Annotated in this window: 22 protein-coding genes; 2 read left to right on the top strand and 20 right to left on the bottom strand. The window is 73.7% G+C overall.

The genetic code is table 11. The annotated features are described in order from the left end of the window. Window positions 1-45: 45 nt before the first annotated feature. The 4 genes from K7640_RS04270 to K7640_RS04255 all read right to left on the bottom strand — a co-directional run bounded on the left by K7640_RS04270 (window position 46) and on the right by K7640_RS04255 (window position 4,392). The gene (locus K7640_RS04270; RefSeq protein ID WP_222953362.1) at window positions 46-930 is read right to left on the bottom strand and encodes a carbohydrate ABC transporter permease; all 885 of its coding nucleotides are present in this window, start codon (window positions 928-930) and stop codon (window positions 46-48) included. Between the two features lies 1 nt (window position 931). Next, on the bottom strand, window positions 932-2,041 hold the full coding sequence (locus K7640_RS04265; RefSeq protein WP_222953361.1) for a carbohydrate ABC transporter permease: 1,110 nt from the start codon (window positions 2,039-2,041) through the stop codon (window positions 932-934). An 83-nt stretch (window positions 2,042-2,124) separates the two neighbouring features. Continuing rightward, entirely contained in the window at window positions 2,125-3,375 is a 1,251-nt protein-coding gene (locus K7640_RS04260) for an extracellular solute-binding protein (RefSeq protein WP_222953360.1), read from the bottom strand. A gap of 36 nt (window positions 3,376-3,411) precedes the next feature. Beyond that, window positions 3,412-4,392 carry a LacI family DNA-binding transcriptional regulator gene (locus K7640_RS04255; RefSeq protein WP_308042452.1) on the bottom strand — a complete coding sequence of 327 codons (981 nt, stop codon included), beginning with the start codon at window positions 4,390-4,392 and terminating at the stop codon, window positions 3,412-3,414. A 158-nt stretch (window positions 4,393-4,550) separates the two neighbouring features. Here K7640_RS04255 and K7640_RS04250 point away from each other — a divergent pair, with 158 nt between their 5' ends. Next, window positions 4,551-6,671, top strand: a complete 2,121-nt coding sequence (locus tag K7640_RS04250) for a glycogen debranching N-terminal domain-containing protein (RefSeq protein ID WP_222953358.1) — start codon at window positions 4,551-4,553, stop codon at window positions 6,669-6,671. An 81-nt stretch (window positions 6,672-6,752) separates the two neighbouring features. Here K7640_RS04250 and K7640_RS04245 read toward each other — a convergent pair whose 3' ends face one another. From K7640_RS04245 to K7640_RS04210, 8 genes are all read right to left on the bottom strand, one after another. Continuing rightward, window positions 6,753-7,229: a GNAT family N-acetyltransferase gene (locus tag K7640_RS04245; RefSeq protein ID WP_222953357.1), complete on the bottom strand. Its 477-nt coding sequence runs from the start codon at window positions 7,227-7,229 to the stop codon at window positions 6,753-6,755. A gap of 472 nt (window positions 7,230-7,701) precedes the next feature. Beyond that, window positions 7,702-8,457, bottom strand: a complete 756-nt coding sequence (gene dapB / locus K7640_RS04240; RefSeq protein WP_255608206.1) for a 4-hydroxy-tetrahydrodipicolinate reductase — start codon at window positions 8,455-8,457, stop codon at window positions 7,702-7,704. A gap of 65 nt (window positions 8,458-8,522) precedes the next feature. Next, window positions 8,523-9,857, bottom strand: coding sequence for a pitrilysin family protein (locus tag K7640_RS04235; RefSeq protein ID WP_222953355.1), 1,335 nt, complete (start codon window positions 9,855-9,857; stop codon window positions 8,523-8,525). A gap of 92 nt (window positions 9,858-9,949) precedes the next feature. Further along, window positions 9,950-12,313, bottom strand: a complete 2,364-nt coding sequence (locus K7640_RS04230) for a polyribonucleotide nucleotidyltransferase (RefSeq protein ID WP_222953354.1) — start codon at window positions 12,311-12,313, stop codon at window positions 9,950-9,952. A gap of 252 nt (window positions 12,314-12,565) precedes the next feature. Further along, the gene (gene rpsO / locus K7640_RS04225; protein WP_013284678.1) at window positions 12,566-12,835 is read right to left on the bottom strand and encodes a 30S ribosomal protein S15; all 270 of its coding nucleotides are present in this window, start codon (window positions 12,833-12,835) and stop codon (window positions 12,566-12,568) included. Between the two features lie 194 nt (window positions 12,836-13,029). Further along, window positions 13,030-13,959 carry a bifunctional riboflavin kinase/FAD synthetase gene (locus K7640_RS04220; RefSeq protein ID WP_222953353.1) on the bottom strand — a complete coding sequence of 310 codons (930 nt, stop codon included), beginning with the start codon at window positions 13,957-13,959 and terminating at the stop codon, window positions 13,030-13,032. 76 nt (window positions 13,960-14,035) lie between these two features. After that, window positions 14,036-14,920 carry a tRNA pseudouridine(55) synthase TruB gene (truB, locus tag K7640_RS04215; RefSeq protein WP_222953352.1) on the bottom strand — a complete coding sequence of 295 codons (885 nt, stop codon included), beginning with the start codon at window positions 14,918-14,920 and terminating at the stop codon, window positions 14,036-14,038. Between the two features lie 96 nt (window positions 14,921-15,016). Continuing rightward, the gene (locus K7640_RS04210; RefSeq protein WP_222953351.1) at window positions 15,017-16,345 is read right to left on the bottom strand and encodes an MATE family efflux transporter; all 1,329 of its coding nucleotides are present in this window, start codon (window positions 16,343-16,345) and stop codon (window positions 15,017-15,019) included. Window positions 16,346-16,471: 126 nt separating this feature from the next. On the opposite strand from K7640_RS04210, the gene K7640_RS04205 reads away from it, so the two are divergent. Further along, window positions 16,472-17,218 (top strand): MIP/aquaporin family protein, encoded by a 747-nt coding sequence (locus tag K7640_RS04205; protein ID WP_222953350.1) that lies wholly within the window; start codon window positions 16,472-16,474, stop codon window positions 17,216-17,218. Between the two features lie 114 nt (window positions 17,219-17,332). On the opposite strand, the gene K7640_RS04200 is transcribed toward K7640_RS04205, so the two are convergent. From K7640_RS04200 to infB, 8 genes are all read right to left on the bottom strand, one after another. Further along, entirely contained in the window at window positions 17,333-17,845 is a 513-nt protein-coding gene (locus K7640_RS04200) for an AAA family ATPase (protein WP_308042451.1), read from the bottom strand. Between the two features lie 630 nt (window positions 17,846-18,475). Beyond that, entirely contained in the window at window positions 18,476-18,685 is a 210-nt protein-coding gene (locus K7640_RS04195) for a DUF6186 family protein (RefSeq protein ID WP_222953714.1), read from the bottom strand. Next, window positions 18,685-19,092 carry a hypothetical protein gene (locus tag K7640_RS04190; RefSeq protein ID WP_222953713.1) on the bottom strand — a complete coding sequence of 136 codons (408 nt, stop codon included), beginning with the start codon at window positions 19,090-19,092 and terminating at the stop codon, window positions 18,685-18,687. The genes K7640_RS04195 and K7640_RS04190 overlap by 1 nt, the downstream gene beginning before the upstream one ends. A gap of 85 nt (window positions 19,093-19,177) precedes the next feature. Beyond that, window positions 19,178-20,209 (bottom strand): bifunctional oligoribonuclease/PAP phosphatase NrnA, encoded by a 1,032-nt coding sequence (locus K7640_RS04185; protein WP_222953712.1) that lies wholly within the window; start codon window positions 20,207-20,209, stop codon window positions 19,178-19,180. Window positions 20,210-20,226: 17 nt separating this feature from the next. Next, window positions 20,227-20,727, bottom strand: coding sequence for a 30S ribosome-binding factor RbfA (rbfA, locus tag K7640_RS04180; RefSeq protein ID WP_222953349.1), 501 nt, complete (start codon window positions 20,725-20,727; stop codon window positions 20,227-20,229). 194 nt (window positions 20,728-20,921) lie between these two features. Next, complete coding sequence (locus K7640_RS04175) at window positions 20,922-21,215, bottom strand: DUF503 domain-containing protein (RefSeq protein WP_222953348.1); 294 nt, start codon at window positions 21,213-21,215, stop codon at window positions 20,922-20,924. Between the two features lie 330 nt (window positions 21,216-21,545). Beyond that, window positions 21,546-22,595, bottom strand: coding sequence for a TRM11 family methyltransferase (locus tag K7640_RS04170; protein WP_222953347.1), 1,050 nt, complete (start codon window positions 22,593-22,595; stop codon window positions 21,546-21,548). 85 nt (window positions 22,596-22,680) lie between these two features. Then, entirely contained in the window at window positions 22,681-25,671 is a 2,991-nt protein-coding gene (gene infB, locus K7640_RS04165) for a translation initiation factor IF-2 (protein ID WP_222953346.1), read from the bottom strand. Window positions 25,672-25,741 lie beyond the last annotated feature (70 nt).

The following is a 25,741-nucleotide window of genomic DNA, read 5'->3' as shown; positions in this document are numbered from 1 at the left end:
ACGGCGGACCGGTGGCGGGCCGCGCCGGCCCGCCACCGGGAGAGCTCAGCCCTTGTCCGCGCCCTCGTTGGCGCCCCGCACGAAGTAGCGCTGGAAGATCATGAAGAGCACGGCCACCGGGATGGTGGCCAGCAGCGCCGCGCCGAGCTTCAGCGGATATTGCGTGCCCTTGCCCAGCGAGCCACTCACCAGGTCGGCCAGGCCGCGGGGCAGGGTGAACAGGTGCGGGTCCTGCACCGAGACCAGGCTGTGCGGGAACTCGTTCCAGGAGCCCTGGAACGACAGGATGGTCAGCGTGATCAGCGCCGGCCTCGCCATCGGCAGCACCACCGACCAGAAGGTCCGGAAGACGCTCGCCCCGTCGATCCGGGCCGCCTCCTCGACGCTGACCGGGATCGACTCGAAGAACTGCTTCATGATGAAGACGCCCGCCGCGTCGGCGATCAGCGGCACGATCAGCCCGGCGTAGCTGTTGTAGATGCCGAGCTGGTTGAGCACCAGGAACTTCGGGATCAGCAGCACCACGCCGGGCACCGCCATCACCGCGATGACGGCGGCGAAGAGCCCGGCGCGCCCGCGGAACCGCAGCCGGGCCAGGGCGTAGCCGGCCAGCGAGTCGAAGAACACCCGGCCCAGCGTGACCAGCACCGTGACCAGCAGTGAGTTGCCCAGCCAGAGCGGGAAGTTGGTGCCGGCGAAGATCCGCTCGAAGCCGGCGAACGTCAGCGGGTCGGGGAACGGCGACAGCGGGTTCGCCGCCGCCCCCTCCTGCGTCTTGAGCGAGTTGCCGAGCTGGATGACGAACGGATAGAGGAAGACGAGCGCGAAGAAGACCAGTACCGCGTACCCGAGGAAGCGGTTGACCAGGGTGCGGGCGCCGCGGTCCCGGCGCCGCACGGGCGCCGCCGGTCGTTCGGTGAGCACGGCCATGTCAGGACCCCTCCCCCGTGCGCCGCCACCACCGGCGCCGGGGCTCGTCCCGGTCGGCCATGATCCGGCGCTGCACCAGCGTGAGCAGGATGATGATCAGGAAGAGCACGAACGAGATCGCCGCGCCGCGGCCGTAGTCGAAGTCCCGGAACGCCGTCCGGTACGACAGGTAGGCCGGGGTGAGCGTGGTCTTGGCCGGCTCGCCCTGGCTCATCACGTACACCTGGTCGAAGACCTGCCAGGAGCCGATCAGGCCGAGGGTGAGCACCAGGAACGTGGTCGGCTTGATCATCGGCAGGGTGACGTGCCGGAACCGCTGCCAGCGGGTCGCGCCGTCCAGCGTGCTCGCCTCGTCCAGCGCCACCGGCACGTTCTGCAGCGCGGCCAGGTACATCAGCATGAAGGTCCCCGAGGTGGTCCAGATCACCAGGCAGATGATGGAGACCATGCCGACGCTCGGCCCGGCCAGCCAGTCCCACCAGGTCAGCCCGAACGGGCCGCCGTCGGTGAGCGCGGCGGGCGGGTTGTCCACGCCGACCGTGCCGAGCAGCAGGTGCAGCACGCCCCGGGCGTCGGAGAACCACTGCGGTCCGTCGATGCCGAACAGGCCGAGCAGCTGGTTCACCGCGCCGGAGTTGGCGAAGAGGAACAGGAAGACCACGCTGATCGCCACCGAACTGGTGACCGAGGGGAAATAGAAGGCGCTGCGGAAGAAGCCCTTCCCCTTGAGCATCCGGTTGTTGACCACCAGGGCGAGGCCCAGCGCCAGCGCGGTCTGCGCCGGCACCACGATCGCCACGTAGTAGATGTTGTTCCGGATGCTGGTCATGAAGTCCCGGCGGGCCAGCCCCTCCTCGGTGAACAGCCGGGTGTAGTTGTCCGCGCCGACGAACGGCACCTTGCCGGTGAACGGGCTGCCCTGGCCGTTCCAGTCGGTCAGGCTCACCCAGAGCGCCATCAGGATCGGCAGCAGCACGAAGAGACCGACGATCACGATCACCGGCGCCACGAAGAGCCAGCCGGTGACGTTCTCGTTGCCGCGGATGCCGCCCTTGCGGCGCGGCGATCCGGCCGGCGTGGTGGCCGGCGCGGCGAGCGCGTCCGTCGCCATTTCCCCTCCTCCCTTCGGTCGGAGGTGGAAGGAGGGGCCCCTTGTTAACACACGTCTGTTAATAGGGGGCCCCTCCTTGCACCTCAGCCGCCGAGTGCCGCCTTGGCGTTGGTGTCGAAGTTGGTAAGCACCTTCTTCGGGTCGCCGCCGGTCAGGGCCTGCAGGCCGGCGTCCAGGTCACCGAGGACGCTGTCCATCTTCGGCGCGTTCACCGGGCCCTGCGCGTACGCGGCGCCGTCGATGAACGGCTTGTCGGCGGGGAACTCGCCGGTGTACTGCGCCTGGACGGACTGCCGGGACGGCATCACGCCGAACGCCTTGGCGTAGGTCATCTGCTGCTCGCCGGAGGTCATCGCCTCGACGAACTTGATCGCCTGCTCCTTGAACTTGGACTTGGCGGCGATGCCCCAGCAGTTGGTGAAGGAGAGGGTGCCCTTGCCCTTCGGGCCGGCGGGCAGCTCCACGACCTTGTACTTGACGTTCGGGAAGTCGTTCTGCAGGGCGCCCTTGATCCAGTTGCCCTCGATGGTCATCACGACCTTGCCCTTGCCGAACGCCTCACCGGACCAGCCGGCGTCGAGCTGCTTGGGATAGCGGGCGTAGCCGTCGGTGAGCAGCTTCTTGACGTACGTGAGGGCCTCGACGTTCTCCGGGGTGTCGGCGGTGGGCTGCTTGCCGTCCTTGCTGATCAGCCAGCCGCCGTTCTGCACCAGGAACGCGCCGATCCGGTCCCGGGTGTCGCCGAGCGCGAGCGGCACCAGGCCCTTGGCCTTGATCTTCTGGCTGGTGGCGGTGAGCTGGTCCCAGGTGGTCGGCACGTCGGCGTCGGTCAGCCCGGCCTTCGCCCACAGGTCGGTGTTGATCTGCAGCGCCAGGGTAGAGAAGTCCTTCGGCGCGCAGTAGAACTTGCCGTCGTAGGTGAAGGTGGTACGCAGGCTCTCGTAGAAGTCGTCCGGGTTGCTGATCTTGTCGCCGTACGGCTCCAGGGCGCCGACGCTGGCGTAGTCGGCGAACCGGCTGGCGTCGACGTAGAACACGTCCGGCGGGGTGCCGCCGGCGAGCGCCTGACCGAGCTGCTGGACGAGGTCCTGGGCCGGGGTGACGGTGGCCTGGTTACCCGAGGAGGAGGCCCACTTCGCGGCCGCGTCCTGCACCGCCTTGGTCTCCGCGTCGCCGGAGGAGCCGATCAGGATCTGCAGGTTGGCCGGGCCGCTGGACTGCTGGGCGCCGCCCGACGAGTCGTCGTCGAAGCCGCTGCCGCAGGCGGCGGAGCCGAGCAGCGCGACGGAGGCGAGGCCGGCGAGCGCCGCCCGGGCGAGGTATCGAGGTGCCATCTGTTCTCCTGGTGGGGATACGGGGGAAACGGGGGATCACGCGGTGTGCCGCAGCACCAGCGAGGGTGCGAGCAGCACGGGGGCCAACGCCCGCCGCGGTTCGTCCAGCACCGCGGTGAGCAGGTCGACGCAGCGGGCGGCGGCGTCGCCGAGAGGTTGGCTGACACTGGTGAGCCCGACCGCCGCGGCGACCGGGGTGTCGTCGAAGCCGATCACCGGCACGGCCGGTCCGGCGGTCCGGGCGGCCTGGAGCGCGCCGAGCGCGAGGGAGTCGCTGGCGCAGACCAGCGCCGTCGGTGGGTGCGGGGCGTCGAGCAGGTCACGGGCGAGGGTCTCGCCCTCGGCGATGCCGTCGACCGTCTCCCGGGCCAGCCCGGCCGGGTCGACCCCGGCCGCGCGCAGCGCCTCCCGCCAGCCGGACCGCCGATCGTCGCCGACGCCGGAGCCGGCCGGCCAGCCGAGCCAGCCGATCCGCCGGTGGCCGGCGGCGAGCAGGTGCCGGGTGGCCTCGCCGGTGCCGGCCGCGCCGTCCACGTCGACCCAGCAATACGCGCCGGGGTCGTCCCACGGCCGGCCGAACGTCACGAACGGCACGCCGCGGTCGGCCAGCCAGGCGGTACGGGGATCGCCGTGGTCGGTGCCGGTGAGCACGAAGCCGTCCAGGTCGTACGAGCCGAGCAGGTCGTCGTAGGTGTCGATCTCCCGCTGGGCGTCGGTGGCGGTGTAGAGCAGGGTCCGGTAGCCGGCCGCCTCGGCGGTCTCGGTGAGGCCGTGCAGGAAGCGGTCGAGCACCGAGCCGTTGATCCCGTCGCGGGTGGGCTCGATGCGTACCGCGATGAGCCGGGACCGTCCGGTGCGCATCTGGCGGGCGGCCTGGTTGGCCCGGTAGCCGAGGGTGTCGATGGCCTCCTGGACCCGCTGGCGGGTCTCCTCGCGCACGATGTGCGGCGCGTTCAGCACGTTGGACACCGTCTGCCGGCTGACCTGGGCGTGCCGGGCCACCGTAGCGATGGTCACCTTTTCGGCCACTTGATCCCTCTCGCGGTCTTGAACGATCCAATTTGGATAAGGCAGGATTGGATCGTTCAAGTTTCTGGAATGTTTCGCACTCTGCACCGGCCCGGACGGCTTGTCAAGACGTCGTCCACCCCCTCACACGATCTGGAGCCGAAGTCGTGACCGAACCGCACCTGCAACCCCTGCTGCACGATCTGGTCGGGGTGCTCCTCGCCCCCACCAGCGCGCTGGGTGACCGGGCCGGGCAGATCCGCCCCACCGGCGTCCAGGGCGTCTTCCACGCCGACGCCCGGGTGCTGGCCCGGGCCGAGCTGCGCGTGGACGACCGCGAGCCGGAGGCGCTCACCCACGGCGCCGCCGGGCCGCACGGGGCCCGCTTCGTCGGGCTCGCCCGGTGGCTGGGCGACCCCGGCCCCGACCCGACCGTCCGGATCGAGCGGATCCGCCAGGCCGGCCCACACGGCCTCGACGAGGAGGTACGCGTCGTCTCCACCGCCGCCACACCCGTACGGGCCACGGTCAGCGTCGACCTCGGCTGCGACCTGGCCCCCGTCGAGGGGGTCAAGATCGGGCTGACGGCTCCCCCGCTGCCGGCCACCACCGGCCGGCCCGGCGAGCTGACCTGGACCGCCGACGACGTCACGGTGACCGTGACCGGCGACGGCGCCACGGTCGACGCCGCCGCGGACCGGGCCACCGCCCCCCGGCTGAGCTGGCCCGTCGAGCTGCCCGCCCGGGGCGCGGCGACGCTGCGCTGGCGGCTGCGGGTGGCCGACCCCCGGGCCGTGGTGGCCACCCCGCCCGGCGAGCCGGACTGGGCCCGCCCCGAGGTGCGCGCCGACGACCGGCGGATCGTCCGGCTGCTCGACCGGTCCCTCGACGACCTGCGCGGGCTGCGGCTCACCGACACCGCCGGGGACGGGCGGGACGTGTTCCTGGGCGCCGGGGTGCCGTGGTTCCTCACCCTGTTCGGCCGGGACAGCCTCTGGGCGGCCCGGATGATGCTGCCGCTCGGCACCGACCTGGCCGCCGGGACGCTGCGCGTACTGGCCCGCCGGCAGGGCGTCCGGGTCGACCCGGCCACCGAGGAGGCGCCCGGCAAGATCCTGCACGAGCTGCGCCGCGGCGAGTTCAGCCCGGGCCCGGGCAAGCGGCTGCCGCCGGCATACTTCGGCACGGTCGACGCCACCATGCTCTGGGTGGCGCTGCTGCACGACGCCTGGCGCTGGGGCCTGCCCGCCGAGCAGGTGGAGCCGCTGCTGCCGCACCTGGAGGCGGCGCTGGGCTGGCTCGGCGAGCACGCCGACGCCGACGGCGACGGCCTGATCGAGTACGTCGACACCACCGGGCACGGCCTGGCCAACCAGGGCTGGAAGGACTCCGGCGACTCCATCCGGTTCCGGGACGCGCGACTCGCCGCGCCGCCGATCGTGCTGGCCGAGGTGCAGGGGTACGCCCACCAGGCGGCGGTGAACGGCGCCGACCTGCTCGACGCGTTCGGCCGGCCCGGCGCCGACCGCTGGCGCGGCTACGCCGACCGGCTGGCGGCCACCTTCCGGGAGCGGTTCTGGGTCGACGGCGGCCCGGACGGCCCCCGCCCGGCGCTGGCCCTGGACCGGGACAAGCGCCCGGTCGACTCGCTGACCAGCAACATCGGGCACCTGCTCGGCACCGGACTGCTCGACGGGGCGGAGGAGGCGCGGGTGGCGGAGCTGCTGGCCGGGCCGGCGCTCGCGGGCGGCTTCGGGCTGCGCACCATGTCCACCGACGACGCCGGGTTCAGCCCGCTGTCGTACCACTGCGGGTCGATCTGGGCGCACGACACCGCGATCGTGCTGGCCGGGCTGGCCCGGGCCGGCTTCCGGGAGGCCGCGCTCGGGCTGGCCGAGGGGCTGCTCGGCGCGGCCGAGGCGTTCGACTACCGCCTGCCCGAGCTGTACGGCGGTGACGACCGGGAAGTGCTCGGCCGGCCCGTGCCGTACCCGGCGGCCTGCCGGCCGCAGGCCTGGTCGGCGGCGGCCGCGGTGCTGCTGGTGCAGGCCGGCACGGGCCTGCACCCGGACGTGCCGAACAGTCGGGTCGCCCTGCGTCCGCTGGCCGGCGCGGAACTGGGCGCGCTGGCGGTGCGGGGCCTGCGGGTGGCCGGCGCGGAGGTGACCGTCGAGGTCGACCACACCGGCCGCCCCACCGTCTCCGGCCTGCCCGTCTCCCTCACCGTCGACACCCCCACCGTCCCCACCCCGCGCACTCCCGCCCACCCCACCCCGCTCCCCCGCTGACCCGACCCGCGTCGCGGCTCGCTTCGGTGATCATGGAGTTGGCGGCGAACTCGATCGCCGAGACCGCCGCCAACTCCATGATCAACGCGGGTCGGCGAGTTCGACGACGAGTTCGGCGTCCTCGCGGGCGCCGGTGGGGCGGAAGCCGAGGGAGGTGTAGAGGCTCGCGGCGGCCTGGTTGTCCGGGTGGTACGACAGCCGGATCGGGTGGTCGCCGTCCTGGCGGCGCAGCCAGTCGGTGAGCGTCCGCACGGCGGCCCGGCCCACCCCGCGCCCCTGCTGGGACGCGTCGATCACCATGCCGCCCAGCCAGCGCGAACCGTCGTCGTCCACGCCCCACATGAGGTGCCCGACGACGTCCGGGCCGGCGTACACGGCCAGCGACGTCCACACCTCGGACCGGTCGCTCAGCAGCAGGTACCGGGCGGCCAGCGCGGCCACCCAGGTCCGCTGGTCGTCCCGGGGCGCCACGTCGGCCACCGCCCGCCAGTTGTCGTCGTCCACCGGGCGCAGCGTCACCGGCCGGCCGGCGCGGTCGCACAGTCCTGAATCGATCATGGCGGGAAGCCTAGGCGGGCCCGCCCTCGCCGACCACGCTAATACTTCCCGGCGGCCGGTCGGCGCTGGTCGATGCCGGCCGGCAGCCAAACCCAACGCGACCGGCAGCCCGGCCCGAGCGCATGCCGGCGGGAACCGGCCACCGACACCTTTGCGGGCCGCCTACCAACTTGATGTCGTCAACGAATCACCAGCCCCCGCGATCAGACCGACACGCGGCATCTTGGCCCGTGTCCACGCCCCGACTGATACGCCTACGACATCAAGTTGGTAGGACGCCGGACCGGGTACCGGCACCCCGCGCGATCACGCAGCCCAGATACCGGCCGAACCGCCGGAAAGCCGGCACCCGCGCTACCACGCAGACCAGACGCCGGCCGAACTGCCGGAACGCCGGCACGGCAGAGGGACCGCCGGGAGGGCCGACCCGCCCGGGGGCTACCTGGAGGGCGGCGCGAACCCCGACCGGGATTCAGTCGAGCAGGGGGTCGATGCCGAGGGTCAGGCCCGGACGGTTGCGCACCGCGCGCACCGCCAGCAGCACACCCGGCATGAACGAGACCCGGTCGTACGAGTCGTGCCGGATGGTCAGCGTCTCGCCGGTGGTGCCGAAGAGCACCTCCTGGTGGGCGACCAGGCCGGTGGCGCGGACGGCGTGCACGCGTACCCCGTCGATGTCGGCGCCGCGCGCGCCTGCCACCTCGTCCTTGGTGGCGTCCGGGGTGGGGCCGAGACCGGCCTCGGCGCGGGCGGCGGCGATCAGCCGCGCGGTGTGCGTGGCCGTACCGCTGGGCGCGTCGAACTTGCGCGGGTGGTGCTGCTCGATGATCTCGACCGACTCGAAGTGCCGGGCCGCGCGGGCGGCGAACTGCATCATCAGCACCGCGCCGATGCCGAAGTTCGGGGCGATCACCACGCCGACGCCGGGCTTGCGGGCCAGCCAGCCCCGCACCCGCTCCAACCGCTGCTCGGTGAAGCCGGTGGTGCCGACCACCGCGCTGATGCCCTGCTCGATGCACCAGTGCAGGTTGTCCATGACGACGTCCGGCGCGGTGAAGTCGACGACCACCTCGGCACCGGCGTCGGAGGCGGCGAAGAGCCCGTCGCCCTGGTCGATCATCGCCACCAGGTCCATGTCGTCGGCCGCGTCGACCGCCTTGCAGACCTCCGTGCCCATCCGCCCCCGGGCGCCCAGCACACCGACCCGGACCGGCTCCGTCGCGGTCATCCCCTGCTCGTCAGTCACGGGCCACAACCTATCCCAACGGCAACGGCGCGCGGTGTGCAGATCGGTCAGTCGGCGAAGTCGCTCGCGCCGAACGGGCCGACCACCGCCAGCGACATCGGCCGGGCGAGCAGCTCGGCGGCGAGGCCGTTCACCTCGTCGACGGTGACCGCGTCGACCCGGGCGAGCAGCTGGTCCACCGGCATCAGGTCACCGTAGAGCAGTTCACCCTTGGCCAGCCGGCTCATCCGGGAACCGGTGTCCTCCAGGCCGAGCACGAACGAGCCCTTGCTCATGCCCTTGCCCCGGGCCACCTCGGCCTCGGTCAGCCCGTCGGTGGCCACCCGGTGCAGCTCGGCGCGGGTCAGTTGGAGCACCTCGTCGACCTTGCCCGGGGCGCAGCCGGCGTAGACCGCGAAGACGCCGCTGTCGGCGTACTGGCTGGCGTAGGAGTAGACCGAGTAGGCCAGGCCCCGCCGCTCGCGGATCTCCTGGAACAGCCGGCTGGACATGCCACCGCCGAGGACGTTGTTGAGCACCCCGAGGGCGAAGCGCCGGTCGTCCACCCGGTCGATGCCGGGGCAGCCGAGGATGACGTGCGCCTGCTCGGTCTCCTTCGGCTCGACCAGGGTGCCGCGCGGGCGTACCCGTACCGCCGGGGTGGCCGACCGGCGCGGCGCCGGCGCCGCCGGGTCGGCGTCCAGCGGGGTGCCGCGCAGCGCCTGGCGGACCAGCTTGACCACCGTGGCGTGGTCGAGGTTGCCGGCGGCGGCGATGACGATGTTCGGTGGGGTGTAACGGCGGCGGTAGAAGCTCTGGATCTGCCGGCGGGTCATCGGGGTGACCGTCTCCTCGGTGCCGGAGATCAGCCGGCCGAGCGGATGGTCGCCGTAGACGACCCGGGCGAAGAGGTCGTGCACCTCGTCGCCGGGCTCGTCGTCGTGCATGGCGATCTCTTCGAGGATGACGCCGCGCTCGGTCTCCACGTCGGCCGGCTCCAGGACCGAGTCGGCGACCGCGTCGCACATGACGTCGATGGCCAGCGGCAGGTCCTCGTCGAGCACCCGGGCGTAGTAGCAGGTGTATTCCTTGGTGGTGAAGGCGTTCGTCTCACCGCCCACCGCCTCGATCTCCGAGGAGATGTCCAGCGCGCTGCGCTTGTGGGTGCCCTTGAAGAGCAGGTGCTCCAGGAAGTGCGCCGCGCCGCCCTGCGGGCCGGTCTCGTCCCGGGAGCCGACCCCCACCCAGATCCCGAACGACACGCTGCGCATCGCCGGGATCGCCTCGGTCAGCACGCGCAGGCCGCTCGGGAGCACGGTACGCCGGACCGTGCCGCCCAGCGGGTCGTCACTGATGGTCCGGGTGACCGCCCGACCGGCAGGAGAAGACGAAGGCGGGGCCACGGAAACCTGCTCCCAGTTGGACGAGGGGTGGGGATGCGGTGTCACGGAACCGGCCGGGTGGCGACGTGGTCACCACCCGGCCGGATCACTGCTCAGCTGTGCCGGGTCCGGCGACGCGGGCGGGACTCGCCGCCGCCCTCGCCACCCTCACGCGGACCCCGGTCGCCGCCCTCACGCGGGCCACGGTCGCCACCCCGGTCACCGCGCGGGCCACGGTCGCCCCGGTCCCGGGCCGGCCGCTCGCCGCCGGCGGCCTCACCGGCGGCCGGCGCCTCGGCGCCCTCCGGGCGGACCTTGTCCAGGTAGATCTTGCCGCGGGCGTCGATGTCGGCGATCTCGACCTCGACCTTGTCGCCGACGTTGAGGAAGTCCTCGACCTTGTCGACCCGCTTGCCGTCGCCCACCTTGGAGATGTGCAGCAGGCCGTCACGACCGGGCAGCAGCGAGATGAAGGCGCCGAACGCGGCGGTCTTGACCACCGTGCCGAGGAACCGCTCGCCGACCTTCGGCAGCGTCGGGTTGGCGATGCCGTTGATCCGGTCGACCGCGGCCTGGGCCGACGGGCCGTTGGTCGCGCCGACGTAGATGGTGCCGTCGTCCTCGATCGAGATCTCGGCGCCGGTCTCGTCCTGGATGGCGTTGATGGTCTGGCCCTTCGGGCCGATCACCATGCCGATCTTGTCGACCGGGATCTTGACGGTGGTGACCCGCGGCGCGTAGTCCGACATCTCGGCCGGAGCCGCGATCGCCGCCTCCATGACACCGAGGATGATCTGCCGGGCCTCGTTCGCCTGCTGCAGCGCGGCGGCCAGCACGTCCGACGGGATGCCGTTGAGCTTGGTGTCGAGCTGGAGAGCGGTGACGAAGTCCCGGGTGCCGGCGACCTTGAAGTCCATGTCACCGAACGCGTCCTCGGCGCCGAGGATGTCGGTCAGCGTCACGTACTCGGTCTTGCCCTCGATCTCGTCGGAGATCAGGCCCATGGCGATGCCGGCCACCGGCGCCTTCAGCGGCACACCGGCGCTGAGCAGGCCCAGCGTCGAGGCGCAGACCGAACCCATCGAGGTGGAGCCGTTGGAACCGAGCGCCTCGGACACCTGCCGGATGGCGTACGGGAACTCCTCGCGCGACGGCAGCACCGGGATCAGCGCCCGCTCGGCGAGGGCGCCGTGGCCGATCTCGCGCCGCTTCGGCGAACCCACCCGACCGGTCTCACCGGTGGAGTACGGCGGGAAGTTGTAGTTGTGCATGTAGCGCTTGCGGTTCTCCGGGGACAGGGTGTCCACCATCTGCTCCATGCGCAGCATGTTCAGCGTGGTCACGCCCAGGATCTGGGTCTCGCCCCGCTCGAACAGCGCCGAGCCGTGCACCCGCGGCAGCACGCCGACCTCGGCGGTCAGCGGACGGATGTCGCGCGGGCCGCGGCCGTCCATGCGGACCTGCTCGCGTAGCACCCGGTTGCGCACCTCGGACTTGGTCAGCGCCCGGAAGGCGGCGCTGAGCTCCTTCTCCCGGCCCTCGAAGCGCGGGGCGAGCGCCTCCATCACGCGGGCCTTCACCGCGTCCAAGGCTTCCTCGCGGTCCGCCTTGCCGGCGATGGTGACCGCCTCGGCCACGTCGCCGCGGGCCAGGTCCGCGACCGCGTTGTACACGTCGTCCTGGTAATCGAGGAAGACCGGGAACTCGGCGACCGGCTTGGCGGCCACCTCGGCCAGCTCACTCTGGGCGCGGCACAGCTCGCGGATCGCCGGCTTCGCGGCCTCCAGGCCGCTGGCCACGATCTCCTCGGTCGGGGCGGTGGCGCCGCCCGCGATCAGGGTCACCGCGTTCGGCGTCGCCTCGGCCTCGACCATCATGATCGCGACGTCGCCGTCCTCCAGCGCCCGGCCGGCCACGACCATGTCGAAGGTGGCCCGGGCCAGCTCCTCCAGGGTCGGGAAGGCCACCCACTGGCCGTCGACGTGCGCGACCCGGGTGGCCCCGATCGGGCCGGAGAACGGCAGGCCGGAGAGCTTGGTCGACATCGAGGCGGCGTTGATCGCCACCACGTCGTACGGGTGCTGCGGGTCGAGCGCCAGCACGGTCTCGACGACCTGGACCTCGTTGCGCAGGCCCTTGACGAAGGACGGGCGCAGCGGCCGGTCGATCAGCCGGCAGGTGAGGATGGCGTCCTCGCTGGGCCGACCCTCGCGGCGGAAGAACGAGCCGGGGATCCGGCCCGCGGCGTACATCCGCTCCTCGACGTCGACGGTCAGCGGGAAGAAGTCGAACTGCTCCTTCGGCTGCTTGCCGGCGGTGGTGGCGGAGAGGACCACGGTCTCGCCCAGCTGGGCGACGACCGAGCCGGCGGCCTGGCGGGCGAGGCGGCCGGTGGAGAACGTGATCTCACGGGTGCCGAAGGACCCGTTGTCGATCACGGCGGTGCGGGATTCGGTGCCGAGGTTGGTCTCGGTCATGTGCTGTGGTGCTCCTTCGCGTCGTGGGCTCACGACACCGGAGCTGCTCAGACGGCCGGTCTTCGATCGAAGCGCCCGGGGTGGTCGGCGAACTGCCGAGGTGCCCGGGGGCCACTACCGGAGACCGGTACGCTGACCGGCTCCCTGTCGGGTGGTCGCGCGGCCCTTCTTCTGTTCTGGTGGTGCCGCCACCCGGTCCTCGGGTGGCGCACCGGAACGGGGGAGCGGCCAGGCGGCCACTCCCCCGTCACGTCATCGGCGCAGGCCGAGCCGCTCGATGAGCGACCGGTAGCGGTTGATGTCCTTCTTCTGGACGTAGTTGAGCAGCCGGCGGCGCCGGCCGACCAGCAGCAGCAGCCCACGGCGGCTGTGGTGGTCGTGCTTGTGCACCTTCAGGTGCTCGGTGAGCTCGGCGATCCGCTTGGTCAGGACCGCGACCTGCACCTCCGGCGAACCGGTGTCGCCCTCGGCGGTCGCGTACTCCTGGCGGATCTTGGCCTTGGCTTCCTGGTCGAGCGCCATGTTCTCCCTGTTTCGTGGGTCGTTTGACGATGCCCGTCGGATCGGTCTCGGGACCGGGGGACGGGCCGGTTCCTCGCACCCGCGGCGTCGTGCAGGCACGCGAGGCCCCACGTCGGTCAGCCGACGTCCTAGCCAGACTACCAGCACCTGCGGGAAGCGCCCGGTCAAGGGCCCGCGCGCCCGGCCCGGCCGGCTCAACCCAGCGCCCGCCGGGTCCGCTCCACGTCCTCGGCGATCTGCGCCACCAACGGCTCGATCGCGTCGTATCTGCGCTGCTCGCGCAGGTGCGCCACGAAGTCCAGGGCCAGCCGCTCGCCGTACAGGTCGCCGGTGAAGTCCAGCGCGTACGCCTCCACCCGGCGCTCCCGCCCGGAGAAGGTGGGGTTGGTGCCGATCGAGACGGCCGCCGCCAGCGGCTCCCGGTGGCCCCGCCGGACCAGCCGGGCGGCGTAGATGCCGTCGGCCGGCACCGCCGCGTACCGGTGGCAGAGCAGGTTGGCGGTGGGGTAACCCAGCTCACGTCCGCGCTGGTCGCCGCGGACCACCACGCCCTCCAGCCGGTGCGGCCGGCCCAGCGCGGCGGCCGCCGCAGCCACGTCGCCCGCGTCGACGCAGGACCGGATGTACGTGGAGGAGAAGACGGTGCCCGCCTCGGCGACCAGCGGGGCGCCCTCCACCCCGAAGCCGAAGGTCCGGCCGAGCCGCTCCAGCAGGGCCACGTCACCGGCCGCCCGGTGCCCGAACCGGAAGTTGTCCCCCACCACCACCAGCGCGGCGTGCAGGTGCTCGACCAGGATGTCGTGCACGAACGCCTCGGCCGACAGCCGGGAGAACTCCGGGGTGAACGGCACCACGCAGAGCACGTCCGCGCCGAGCGCCTCGATCAGCTCGGCCTTGCGGGCCGGCTCGGTGAGCACCGCCGGGTGCGAACCGGGGCGGACCACCTCGGCCGGGTGCGGGTCGAAGCTGACCACCACCGACCTGACCCCCAGCTCGCGGGCCCGGGCCACGGCGTGCCCGATGGTCGCCTGGTGGCCCTTGTGCACGCCGTCGAAGACGCCGATGGTGACCACGGAGCGCCCCCACCCGCCGGGCGCCGCCTCGTACCCCCGCCACCGCTGCATGCCGTCCTCCCCTGTAAGGAAGGGCCCCCTATTAACGCCTGCTGTATAGGAAGGGCCCCCGGTTAACGCTTCCCCGTCAGGCCGGGGCGAGCACGATCTCCGCGCGGGCCCGCCCGCCCCGCTCGCTGACGATAGCGATCAGCCCGCCGTCCGGGCCGAAGACGGCGTACGGTCCGTCGATGCCCGCCGGGTCGAGCGGCCCGCCGTGGGAGAGCGTCTTCGCCTCCTCGACGCCGGCCTCCCGGCGCGGGAAGAACCGGTCGGCCGCCGCGTCGAGGGGCAGGTTCACCACCGTGGGGGCCCGCTGCTCCAGCTCGTCGAGGGTGGCCGCCTCAGCCAGGGTGAACCCGCCCACCGCGGTCCGCCGCAGCGCGGTCAGGTGCCCACCCACGCCCAGCGCCAACCCGGCGTCGCGGGCCAACGCCCGGATGTACGTCCCGGACGAGCAGGTCACGTCGACGTCGACGTCCACCACGTCGGGGGTGTCCCGCCGGATCGCCAGCACGTCGAGCCGGGAGACGGTGACCCGGCGGGCCGGCAGCTCGACGCTCTCCCCCTCGCGGACCCGCTTGTACGCCCGCTGACCGTCGATCTTGATGGCGCTCACCGCGCTCGGCACCTGGTCGATCTCGCCGGTGAGCGCGGCGAACGCGGCGCGGATCGCGTCGTCGGTGACCGGGCCCGCCGGGGTGGTGGCGATCACGTGACCCTCGGCGTCGTCGGTGACGGTGGCCTGGCCGAGGCGGACCGTGGCGGCGTAGCTCTTGCCCGCCCCGATCACGTAGGTGAGCAGCCGGGTGGCCCGCCCCACCCCGATCACCAGCACACCGGTGGCCATCGGGTCCAGGGTGCCGCCGTGCCCGACCCGGCGGGTCCGGGCGAGCCGCCGGATCCGCGCCACCACGTCGTGCGACGTCATGCCGCCCGGCTTGTCCACCACGATCAGACCGTCTGTGCTCACGACCGCCAAGCCTGCCAGACGGGGCAGCGCGGGCCGTCACCGACGTACGGCGCACCGGGCCAAGGTCCCGCCGGCACACCTCGAAGGCAGCCGGGCTCAGCGCACCGCGCCGACCACCGCCCACCCGCCGGAGCGCAGCCGCAGCAGCAGGGCCACCAGCCGCAGCACCACGAAGAGCATCAGGCCGGCCCAGATCCCGCCCAGCCCCAGGTCGAGCGCGTAGGCCAGCCAGATCGCCGGCAGGAACCCGCCCAACGCGGCCACGATGGTGAGGTTGCGCAGGTAGCGCACGTCCCCGGCGCCGATCAGCACCCCGTCGAGGGCGAACACCACGCCGCCGATCGGCTGCAACGCCACCAACCAGGGCCAGGCCACCATGGCCTGCTCGCGTACCCCCGGGTCGGCGCTGAACAGGCCCGGGACCACGCCGGTGCCGGCGGCGATGAGGACCGCGAAGCCCACGCCGCAGACCCCGCCGAACAGCGCGAGGCGGCGGGCCAGCGCCCGGGCGGCGGGCGCGTCGCCCGCGCCGAGGGCGGCGCCGATCAGGGCCTGGGCGGCGATGGCGAGCGCGTCCAGCACCAGCGCGGTGAAGAACCAGAGCTGCACCGCGATCTGGTGGGCGCCGACCGCGGCGGCGCCGAACCGGGCGGCGACCGCCGTGGCGGACAGGAAGCTGGCCTGGAAGGCCACGCCGCGGACCAGCAGGTCGCGGCTGAGCACCAACTGCTGCCGGATCAGCCGGGGACGGGGCCGCAGCGGGACCCGCTCGCGGACCAGCGCGGCGGCGAAGAGGACCCCGGAGAGGGTCTGCGCCAGCACGTTGGCCACCGCCGAGCCGACCAGCCCCATCCCGGCCGGATAGACCAGCAGCGGGCAGAGCAGGGCGGAGAGCAGGTTGGGACCGAGCACGAACCACAGCGGCCGGCGGGTGTCCTGGATGCCGCGCAGCCAGCCGTTGCCGGCCGCGGCGAGCAGCAGGCCGGGAGCGCCCAGGGCCGCGACCCGCAGCCAGTGACCGGCGGCGTCGGCCACCGCCCCGGGCTCGCCGACGAGGGTACGCGCCAGCGCGCCGCCGCCGAGCTGCATGCCGGCCGCGACCAGCAGCCCCACCCCGAGGGCGAGCCAGGAGGCCTGCACCCCCTCGGCCACCGCGGCGGCCCGGTCGCCCGCCCCGAACCGGCGGGCCGACCGCCCCGTGGTGCCGTACGCGACGACGGTGCCGAGCCAGGCCACCAGGGTCATCACCGTGCCGGCGACGGCCAGCGCGGCCAGCGGCACCCGGCCGAGGTGCCCCACCACGGCCGTGTCGACAAGCACGTAGAGCGGCTCGGCGGCGAGCACCACCAGGGCGGGCAGGGCGAGGGCGGCGACCCGGCGCGCGGTGGCGTCGACCGGGGCGGGAGCGGTGGCGGGCTGGCTCATCGACGCCGATCCTGGCACGCACCCAGTAAGGGACGCAAGCCCTGTCATCACTTACATAACCGGGCACCCCGCGCCGACCTCGCCGACCCACGTCCCCGAGCCGGCACCCCGTCGTACGGTGAGGCCATGACGGCGGGCGGCGAGGCGATCGTCGACGGCGGGGACCCGCTGTGGTGGCGGCGGTTCTTCGGCGAGTACCTCGGCACCTTCCTGCTGGTGCTGGCCTCCGTCGGGCCCGGGGTGGTCAACCAGCGGATCGGCGCGGAGGCGGTCAGCCGGACCGCCGCGGTGGTCAGCCCCGGCCTGATGGTGGCCTCGATCATCCTGTTCATGGGTGCGGTGGCCGGGGCCCACCTCAATCCGTCCGTGACGCTCGCCTTCGCCCTGCGCCGGGACTTCCCGTGGCGGCGGGTGCCGGGCTACCTCCTCGCCCAGTTCGCCGGGGCGGTCTCCGCGGCCGGGCTGCTCGCCGGGTCGCTGGGCGGGCACGGCACCGCCGGGCTCACCCTCCCCGGCCCGGGGGTGGACGCCCGACTCGCCCTGCTCTGGGAGCTGATCCTCACCGTCGGCCTGCTCAGCGCCATCCTCGGCACCGCCTCGGGCGCGCAGAACGTCGGCGGGCTGGCCGCCGTGGCCGTCGGCGGCTACCTCGCCCTGGCCGGCCTCTGGGCCTCACCGCTGACCGGGGCGTCGATGAACGTGTTCCGCTCGCTCGGCCCCGCCCTGGTGTACGGCCAGCCCCGGGCCTGGTGGGCGTACCTGCTCGGCCCGCTGCTGGCGGTGCCGGTGGCGGTGGCGATCGCCGCGGTGCTGCGCGGGCCGGGCGGCGGCCGGATCAGCCGGCGCACCGCCCAGGGCACGGCCCGCCACTGAGCCCCCGGCCCGACACAGCCCCGCACGGCCCGGCGCAATCCGGCCCGGCACAGCCCGCACGGTTCGGCACAGCCCGGCCCGGCCTGGCACGGTCGGGCGGGGCCGGGCTGAGCCTCAGGCGCTCGGCAGGGTGGCGAGCCAGCGGCGTACGTCTGCGGGCCGGCGCAGTCGGACCACCGGCAGGTCCGGGGCGGTCTCCGCCAGCGCGGCGAAAACCCGGGGCCGGGACCGCCGGGGGTAGTGCCAGACGTACCGGAGGAACTCCAGGTCGAGCCGCTCGGCGCAGCCGTCCGGTCGGTCCGGCCGCCGGCTGGCCCGGTCCACCCAGCGCCGGCGCAGCACCCGGACGAGGCAGCGCAGCCGGGGCGGGTCGCAGAGCACCAGCAGGTCGGCGCGGGGCAGGCGGAGGTCGAGGGTGGCCCGGTAGTTGCCGTCCATCACCCAGGCCGGGCGGGCGGCCAGCGCCGCCACCTCGGCGCGGAAGTCGGCCTCGTCGGCGGCGACCCAGCCGGGACGCCAGTAGTGCCGGTCGAGGTGGATCAGCGGCAGATCGAGCCGGCGGGCCACCGCACGGGCCAGGGTGCTCTTGCCGGCGCCGGCGCTGCCGACGATGAGGATCCGTCGCACCGGACGACCGTAGCGTCCGGCCGGGCGGGCGTCCGGCGCGGCGGTGACGTCGGCGACGTCAGGTCGCCGGCGCCGCCGCCGGGTCCGGCTGGGTCACTGGCGGGTGTCCATCGAGGTCTGCAGCGCGCGCCGCATCTGCTCGCGGGCCTCGTCGGTGTTCTCGGGCTTGGGCTTGCTGGCCATGGGAGTTCCCTTCCAGGGTGGGTCGGGCCACCGGCACGGCGGCCCCTGCGGGCGGTCCTGCGGCGCCGGGCGGGCGGTCCGGGATCACCGGAGCGGCTCGCCTGGCAGCGTGAGCCCGGGTCGGTCTGACCCTGGAGGGAGGCGACGCCGGGTGTGACGCCACCGCCCCGCGACCCGCGTCCGTCCGGACGCCGGTCCGTTCCCAAGTTAACGTTTACTTTCCACATGTTGCCCACGCTTCCCGCCATCTGGACAGGTGCGACGAACCGGCAGCTCAGCGGCGCGCGGTGACCCCACGGGGCAGCGGGCCCGCTTCTCGACGGCGGGCGACGGGATGACGGAGCGGCCGGCGGCGGAATGCCGGAGCAGCGGGCGGCGGGCGGCCGGCAGCGGGCGGCGGGCGGCGGGCGGCCGACGGCGGTGGGCGGTGGGCGTGGGAGGGTGGGCTCAGCGGGCGAGGAAGTGCCAGCCGAGCCACCACCAGAAGCCGAACAGTCCGATCCGGCCCACCGGCACCGGACCGACCTCATAGCGCATCACGTAGGCGCAGACCACCCCGAGCGACGGGATCCGCGACCCCTCCCGCCGGGAGAGCACCTCCAGCAGCGCGAACAGCGCCAGGGCGAGCAGGAAGCCGCCGATGGCCAGCATGCGCATCATCGGCGCACCAGCCCCCAGAACGCGGCCAGCCAGGCGAACCAGGCCGCCGACCGGACCATCGGGTCCTCCAGCAGCGGGTCCGCCAGCCGGGAGAAGGTCGGGAACTCGTCACCCACCGACATCACGAACGTGGCGCCCTCGAAGACGCCGAAGACGGTGATCGGCAGCAGCCACCACCCCGCCGCCCGGTCCACCCGTCGGGGGGCCGGCCGGCGCGGCACCCGGTTGCCCAGACCGAGCCAGATCAGCGCGCCACCGGTGCCCAGCGTCCAGATGTTCGCCGCCGCGGAGAAGGAGGGGAACTGGCCGCCCACCACCGAGATGCAGACCAGCACCGGCACGGTGACCACCGGCCGATCCCACGCCCGGGGTGCCTCGACGACGAGCTCGCGGGGCTGCTCCATCATCCGATTCTCCCCGCCCTCACGCGGCGCCGGAAGACCGACACCCCCGGAGGTGACCCTGATCTCCGGCCCGGCCGGGCCAGGGTCAGGAGGTGACCAGCGCCGAATCCAGCTCCGCCCGGATCCGGTCGACCACCGCGTCGGCGTCGCCGCTGCCGGTGAAACCGGCCGCGAACCGGTGCCCGCCCCCGCCGAGCGCCGCCGCCACCCGGCTTACGTCTACCGCGCCCTTGCTGCGCAGGGAGACCGCCCACTGGGCCGGGCCGACCTGCTTCAGCACGCACGCCACGTCGGCCTCCGCGGTGCACCGGACCGAGTCGATGAGCGCCTCCAGCACGTACGGTCGCTGGTCGTGCCGGGCCAGGTCGTCCTGGGTGGCGTACGTCCACACCAGACCGTGGCCGGCGGCGGCCGGCGGCTCCAGCCGGGCCCGGCCCAGCACCTCGCCGAAGAGGCGGACCGCGCCGAACGGGCGGGTGTCGAAGACCTGCCGGGAGATGTCGCCCGGGCGGATCCCGGTGGCCAGCAGGCGGGCGGCCAACTGGTGCACGGCCGGCGTGGTCGCGTCGAAGCGGAACGAGCCGGTGTCCGTGGTCAGCGCCACGTAGAGGCAGGCGGCGATCTCCGCGTCCAGCGCGATGTCGAGCCGGGCCAGCAACTCCTCGACGACCACCGAGGTGGCCGCGGCGGCCGGAGCCACCAGCTGGACGTCACCGAACCCGGTGTTGGAGGCGTGGTGGTCGAGCACCAGGACCGGCCCCGGCTCCGCCAGCCGGCCGGCCAGCTCGCCGAGGCGCGACTCGCTGGCCGCGTCGAAGCAGACCACCAGCTCCGGGTCCGGGTACGCCTCGGTCGCCGGCACCAGCAGCTCCAACCCGGGCAGCCAGCGCAGCGGCTCCGGCACCTCCGGCGGGCCGGGAAAGGTGGCCTGGAGCTGCCGTACGCCCAGCCGGCGCAGGGCCAGGCCGAAGCCGAGCATGCTGCCCAGCGCGTCGCCGTCCGGGTTGACGTGGCAGATCAGCAGCACCCGGGATTCGGGGCCGAGGCCGCGTACCGCCGCCACGGCGGCCGCCCAGTCCGGCTCGCCCGGTCCGGCGGGCACCCCCTGGCGGGGCACCCGGTCCGGGACGTCGGTCACCGTCGGTCCGTGGCGGGCGGGACGTCGCCGCCGTCCGCGCCGCTGTTGTCCGCGTCGCTGTTCTCCGCGTCGTCCTCGTCCTCGTCGACCCGGTACGGCTGGGCCTCGCCGGCGTAGCTGGACTGCGCGGCCAGCCGCTGCACCTCGGCGTCGGCCGTCCGGGCCGCGGCGAGCAGGTCGTCGATGTGCTTGACCTGGTCCTGCACGTCGTCCAGGACGAAGGTGAGGGTCGGCGAGTGGCGCAGCCCGAGCGCCTTGCCCACCGTGCTGCGCAGCATGCCCTTGGCGCTCTCCAGCGCGGCGGCGGTGCTGGCCTGGGCGGCCGCGTCGCCGAGCACCGTGTAGAAGACGGTGGCGTCGCGCAGGTCGGCGGTGATCCGGGCGTCGGTGATGGTGATCATGCCGAGCCGGGGGTCCTTGATCTGGCTCCGCACCACCGACGCGACCAGTTCACGGATGCGCTCCGCGTGCCGGCGTACCTTGGCCGGATCCGACATCTCCCCCACCTCCACGGCGTGCTGCTCCCGGCCGGGAACGACGGCGCTGGCGCCGCCGGGTCCGACCGCCCAACACCTCGAACCCTACCCGCGCCGCCCCGCCCCCCGCGCACCCCCGCCGACCGGTAAGGAAGGGCCCCCTGTTAACGCTTTCGGTAGAGCAGGGGCCCCCTGTTAACACCTCGCGTGGGCGCTCAGTCCTCGGGGCCGTAGAGGCGGCGGCGGACCGACAGCAGCTCCGTCTCGGGCCGGGCGGCGACCAGGCGTTCGCACGAGTCGAGCACCTCGCGCACGTGGGCCGCCTCGGCGGCCACCACCGCCACGCCGATCTCGGCCCGGCCGGTGAGATCCAGGGCGCCGGTCTCGGCCACCGACACCTCGAAGCGGCGCAGCGCGGCGACGATCGGCCGGACGTAGGAGCGCTTGGCCTTCAGGGAGCGGGAGTCCCCGGGCAGCAACAGGTCGAACAGCGCGGTTGCGGTATACACGGCGGCAAACGGTACGCCACCGGTGCGGCGCGGATCACGGATTTTCCCTCCCGCCGTCCACGCCGACCGAGGCTCCCGGCCCGGCCCCCCGGCCTCAGCGACCCGGGCCGGCACGGGCCGCGTTGCCGGCGAAGGGAACCCCCACCTGCCCCAACCCGCCCCACGACCACCCAACCCGCCGCAACCCCGCCCAGCGATCCGGGTCGACACGGGCCGCCTGCCGCCGAGGGAGAGACCCCCCTGCCGCAACCTGCGGCCACCCCGTCCCACGACCGCCCCACCCGCCGCATCCCGTGGCCACGCCGGGCCGGCGGGCGGCGGCGCCGGAGGTCAGCGCGGGGCGACCGCGACCAGCACGTCCCGGTCGATGGCCTGGTCCACCCGGTGCGCGAGGTCCCGCCAGCCGGGGCCGTCGACCACCCGCAGCCCCGCCCCGGCCAGCACCTCCTCAGCCGCCACCCGCGGCGTGACCTGAGTGTTCCAGGACAGCCCCAGCGCGCCGCCGGGGCGCAGCAGCTGGCACCAGACCGGTACGGCGGCGGCCAGCAGGTCCAGCGGGCTGCGGGACAGTCCCCGCTCGGCGGTCCGGGCGCCGTGCGCCACTCCGTACGGGGCGTCGGTGACGATCACGTCGGCGCAGCCGGCCCGGAGCACCTCGCGGGCCCGGGTGGTGTCGGTGTGCAGCACGGTCACCCGCTGGGTGGCCCCGGACCGGTGCTCCTCCCGGGACGGGGCGAGCACCGCCTCGAACCGGCGCGCGAGCAGCCGGCGGTCCCGCCGCACCGGCACCATCTCGGCGGTGTGCTTGAGCCGCTTGCGGCGCAGCCAGGTACGCAGGAACGCCGCGTACGCGTCGACGTCCTTGCCGTCGAGTTCCACGCCGATGCCGTCGTAGCCGTACATCAGGGCCTGGTTGAGGGTGGTCCCCCGACCGCAGAGCGGGTCCAGCACCACCAGCTGCCGGTCGAGCATCGCCGGGGCCGAGGCGGAGGCGAGCACTGTGACGTTGAGCAGCAGCCGGGTGAACTGTTCGTTGGTCTTACCGGCGTACTTGGGGATGGTGATCAGGTCGGCGTCGTAGCGCGCCAGGGGGCGTAGCGGCACCGGCCGCAGCAGGTCGTCACCCACCCGCTCGAACAGCGCGTACGCCGCCGACAGGTTCGCCAGGTAGGCCAGGTCGCGGGCGCCGAGGCCGGGCTCCGGGGCGGCGAAGGTCAGGTACTCCACCCCGCCGATCCGCTCGGTGGCGGGGTCGACCGGCGCGGCGTCGAGCGCCCCGGAACCGGCGAAGATCTCCAGCTCGGCGCGGGCCAGCCGGCCGGCGGCGTCGGCGTAGACCCGGTTGGCGGACGGGGCGAGCAGCAGCGCGTACCTGAGCACGCCGGAAATTGTCGCAGCTCGCAGATACGGCGACGGCCGGGACCCACCAGGGGCCCCGGCCGTCGACCGGTCGTGCTCACCGCGCTCAGGCGCGCGGCTTCTCCCGCATCTCGAACGTTTCGATGACGTCGCCGACCTGGACGTTGTTGTAACCACCCAGGGTCAGACCGCACTCGAAGCCCTCGCGGACCTCCGTGGCGTCGTCCTTGAACCGCTTCAGCGAGCTGATCGTGAGATTGTCCGCCACGACCGCCCCGTCCCGCAGCAGCCGCGCCTTGGCGTTGCGGCGGATGATGCCGGACCGGACGATACAACCGGAGATGTTGCCGATCTTGGACGAACGGAACACGTCGCGGATCTCCGCGGTGCCCAGCTCGACCTCCTCGTACTCCGGCTTGAGCAGGCCCTTGAGCGCCGCCTCGATCTCCTCGATGGCCTGGTAGATGACCGTGTAGTACCGGATCTCCACGCCCTCGCGGTCGGCCATCTCGCGGACCTTGTTGGCGGCCCGCACGTTGAAGCCGATGATCGTGACCGGCTCGGACGACGCGCTCGCGAGCATGACGTTGCTCTCGGTGATCGCGCCGACGCCCCGGTCGAGGACCTTGAGCTGGACCTCCTCGGGGATGTCGAGGTTGAACAGCGCGTCCTCGAGGGCCTCCACCGAACCGGAGACATCGCCCTTGAGGATGAGGTTGAGCGACGTCTTCTCGCCCTCCTTGAGCTGCTCCATGAGCGTCTCGAGGGTGGCCCGACCGCGGGAGTTGGCGAATGCCGCCGCCCGCCGCCGCGCCTGGCGCTGCTCGGCGATCTGCCGCACCGTACGGTCGTCCGCCGCGGCCAGGAAGGTGTCGCCCGCGCTCGGCGGCGCGGTCAGGCCGAGCACCAGGACCGGACGCGCCGGCCCGGCCTCGGCGACCTGGTTGCCGTTCTCGTCGAGCATGGCCCGGACCCGGCCGTGCGCCCCACCGGCGACGATCGAGTCGCCCGCCCGCAGGGTGCCCTTCTGCACCAGCACCGTCGCCACCGCACCGCGGCCCTTGTCCAGGTGCGCCTCGATGGCCACACCCTGCGCCGGCCCGTCGATCGGAGCGGTCAGCTCCAGCGACGCGTCGGCGGTCAGCAGGACGGCCTCCAGGAGGTCGTCGATGCCGATGCCGGGCTTGGCGGCCACGTTGACGAACATGGTATCGCCGCCGTACTCCTCGGCGACCAGGCCGTACTCGGTCAGCTGCTGGCGGACCTTGTCCGGGTTGGCGTCCGGCTTGTCGACCTTGTTGACCGCGACCACGATCGGCACGTCGGCCGCCTTGGCGTGGTTCAACGCCTCGATGGTCTGCGGCATGACGCCGTCGTCGGCCGCCACCACCAGGATCACGATGTCGGTGACCTGGGCACCACGGGCACGCATGGCGGTGAACGCCTCGTGACCCGGGGTGTCGATGAAGGTGACCGCGCGGTCCTCGCCCTCGTGCGGGACGTGGACCTGGTACGCGCCGATGTGCTGGGTGATGCCACCCGCCTCACCGGCCACCACGTTTGCCTTACGGATGGCGTCGAGCAGCTTGGTCTTACCGTGGTCGACGTGACCCATGACGGTCACCACCGGCGCCCGGCTGACCAGCCGCTCCTCCGCCACCTCGGCGTCGAGGTCGATGTTGAACTGCGCGAGCAGCTCACGGTCCTCGTCCTCCGGGCTGACGATCTGCACATCGAAACCGAGGTGCGCACCCAGCAGCTGCAGGGTCTCGTCGGAGCAGGACTGGGTCGCGGTCACCATCTCGCCCAGGTTGAACATCTCCTGGACCAGCGAACCCGGGTTGGCGTTGATCTTGTCGGCGAAGTCCGACAGCGAGGCGCCACGGGAGAGCCGGACGACCTGACCCTGGCCCCGGGGAGCACCCGAGGACATGGTCGGGGCCGACAGGTTGTCGAACTCCTGTCTGCGCTGCTTCTTGGACTTGCGACCGCGGGTCGGCCGGCCACCCGGACGCCCGAAGGCACCCGCGGCACCGCCGCCACGACCACGACCGCCGCCACCGGGGCGACCGCCGCCACCACCCGGACGGAAACCACCGCCGGGAGCACCGCCGGGAGCACCGCCGCCGCCACCGGGACCGCCGCGGTAGCCACCGCCACCGCCGCCACCACCGGGACCACCGCGGTAGCCACCGCCACCGCCGCCACCACCGGGACCACCGCGGTAGCCACCGCCACCGCCGCCACCACCGGGACGACCCGCGCCGCCACCGGGGCGACCGGCGCCGGGACCACCCGGACGACCGGGACGCTGGCTCGGCATGGACGCCGGGCTGGGCCGCGGCGGCATCGACGCCGGGCTCGGCCGCGGCGGCATGCCCGCCGGGCTGGGCCGCGGACCGCCCGCACCGGCGGCCGGCGGCCGCTGCTGCTGGCCACCGGAGATGCCGAACGGGTTGTTACCGGCGCCGCGCGCCGGCGGGCGACCGCCGGGACGGCCACCGGGGCCCTGGGCGGGCCCGCCGGGACGACCACCGGCGGCCGGCGAACCGGGCCGCGGCGGCATGGCGCCCGGGCCGGGACGCGGACCCGGACGGGGGCCGCCCTCGGCCGGGGGCTCCCGGCGGACGTTCTCGCGCTGCTGCTGGCGGGCGGCCTGGGCGGCCTTGACCGCGGCCTCCTGCTCAGCCTTCAGCGCGGCGGCACGCGCCTCGGCGGCCGCCACTTCGATGTCGTGCGCGCTCGCCGGCTTCGCGACCGGCGTCGCCGCGGACGGCGGGCCGGGAACCGGCGGCTTGGGCTTCGGGCCCGGGGTCGGCGCGGCCGGCCGCCGAGGCGGCATCGGCTTGGCCGAGACCCGGGGGGCGCCCGGGGTCGGGGTCGGCGTCGGGGTCGGCGCCGCCGCGGGAGCTGCCGCCGGTGCCGGAGACCCGGCGGAGGCGACGAACGCGTTGCGCAGCCGTCGGGCGACGGGCGCCTCGACGGTGCTCGACGCGGACTTGACGAACTCGCCCATTTCCTTCAACTTGGCGAGCACGGTCTTGCTTTCGACCCCGAGCTCCTTAGCAAGCTCGTGTACGCGGGCCTTACCTGCCACTGCACTCCTCACTCCGAGGTCGTGCGGGCAGCACCCGCAGCGACCTCACTCGTGCACTTGAAGCCTGGTC

The sequence above is a fragment of the Micromonospora sp. PLK6-60 genome (assembly GCF_019890675.1).
Taxonomy (GTDB): Bacteria; Actinomycetota; Actinomycetes; order Mycobacteriales; family Micromonosporaceae; genus Micromonospora.
Note: the sequence above shows the minus strand (reverse complement) of the source record. Positions and strands in the feature narration are given on the sequence as shown.